Below are 1,879 nucleotides of genomic sequence, written 5' to 3' on the forward strand. Positions count from 1 at the left end.
TGGAACACGTCTAACAGTGTAAACATCTTTTTTACTCATAAATTTTAGTCTCCTTGTTTTTTCATTTTACGTTTCAAAATACCATAAACAGTATTCGCTTGTTTCTTTTTCATAGGATATTTTTTAGCAAATTCCCTCATCAAAGTAGTAATGTCTGCATCAGGATTATCAATGATTAACTGGTCACTAATATCATATAATGATTCAGGTATCTGACGAGCTTCCCATATCTGCATGAAAACACGTTCAATCTTTTTACTACTTAATTTTATTAACTCCATCGGATACTCTTCAGATAACATCCTGTAAATAAATTCAGTATGATGATTCTCATCTTCAAGATAAATTTCTTTAATTTTTTCATCACCATACTCATCGAAGTATTTCAATACTTCTTTGGTAATGCTTCTGCGAGGCACACCATTTTGGCTGCGGTGTTCCCTTTCAATATCACGAGGTTTACATTTTAACATTCTAGGATTACACTTAGAATCACTAGTGTAGATAACCACACCTTCAATTGCATTAATCTTATTATACTCATGGTATTCCTTGTTTAATTTTTCAAGGACATCTTTTATCCCATCAATTGCATCAATATTAGTCGGAGAAATATAAATTTCCCTTCCAAGATAATGCTTAAACTTATCACTAGTAACTTTCAACACCCATTCCGTATCCACATGAGATAATTTGAATACTAAATCAGGGATTTCAAAACCATAATGCTTATAATCATCAGGTTTCCAGAACATATTATAATCATACACGGTTAACAGTTTAATCCCAATTCCAACATCATAATGTAAGATTTGATGAGGGTTTAAAATACCGTATAATTCAAATATTAATATGCCTTTATTCTTTCTGTAGTAATCTTTGATTGGTTTTTGATCTACTCTATTGAATAATTCCCTGAAATGCGCAGGCATTATGGGATGGTTCCGGATTTTTGGGACAATCTCAATTATTTCACTTTGACTATTTTTTAAGGGATATAATATTAAACATGTCCCGTCTAATTTTTCATAACAGTAACTAACTGTTTCAGTTCCTATATCTCTAGAGTCTCTGAAGTAGTGAAGTTTTGGCATTGATTGTATAAATTGATTAGTCTCTTCACCATTCACATGAGTAATCAACATAGAACCCATATACCTATTCGGTTTTACACAGATATATCCTTGAATATGATTACCCTCCGGAGTAGTCTCATCAAAAGGATTCAAATGCTTAGGTTTAACATGGCCATCAAAATATTTTCCACAAACAACATCAATATCAACCATAAATATACCTCCTAAAAAAAATAAAAGAGTAGGATAAAAATTTAATTTATCCTACCTTAAAGTATGGACCTCCCTAAGATTACATAAATTAAAAGCAGAATCTTCAATAGGCATCATAGTTGGATTCTCTTCTGAATATTCCTTATTGAATATGACCAGATAACCATCTCTAAAATCAGCAAGCATGTCGGGTTGAATAGTCATCACAGAACCATCTAAGAATACAAATTCAGTATCATAACCATCATCCCTATTTCTAGCTAACATGTCAGAAATAAGATGGAACCTTTCAAAAGAGGAAGGATAATGTAAATCCCTATTAACTTTCTGTAAAGCAACCATACTCCATCTATTTTTTTGGAGTTCTTCCTCATCATATTCTTCTTCAGCTTCTTTCTTACGTAATTCCTCATAAAAAGATTCCCTATACTTTTCAATGGAATCTTCTAAGTATTTGCCAACTCTAACTAATTCAGCACCCATTATACCACCTTGGTTCCGAAGTAGTCTCCAACGGTCTTGTTTTCCGCATGAGAATCATCAATTACATCAACACTTAGAATATTAGGGAAACCACTGTTAAAGCCTTC

General features: G+C 32.4%; 2 protein-coding genes. Both read right to left on the reverse strand.

Annotated elements, in window-relative coordinates; translation table 11 throughout:
* Window positions 1-44: 44 nt before the first annotated feature.
* Window positions 45-1,289 carry a hypothetical protein gene (locus tag ACJROP_RS00270; RefSeq protein ID WP_406533518.1) on the reverse strand — a complete coding sequence of 415 codons (1,245 nt, stop codon included), beginning with the start codon at window positions 1,287-1,289 and terminating at the stop codon, window positions 45-47.
* Window positions 1,290-1,340: 51 nt separating this feature from the next.
* A complete protein-coding gene (locus ACJROP_RS00275) occupies window positions 1,341-1,772 on the reverse strand; it encodes a hypothetical protein (RefSeq protein ID WP_406533519.1) in 432 nt (143 codons plus the stop codon).
* Window positions 1,773-1,879 lie beyond the last annotated feature (107 nt).

The organism is Methanobrevibacter sp. (assembly GCF_045220775.1).
Taxonomy (GTDB): Archaea; Methanobacteriota; Methanobacteria; order Methanobacteriales; family Methanobacteriaceae; genus Methanocatella.

Excerpts from the sequence above, each read along its gene's own strand:
- ACJROP_RS00275 (WP_406533519.1), bottom strand. The coding sequence starts at position 1,772 with ATGGGTGCTGAATTAGTTAGAGTTGGCAAATACTTAGAAGATTCCATT.
- ACJROP_RS00270 (WP_406533518.1), bottom strand. The coding sequence starts at position 1,289 with ATGGTTGATATTGATGTTGTTTGTGGAAAATATTTTGATGGCCATGTT.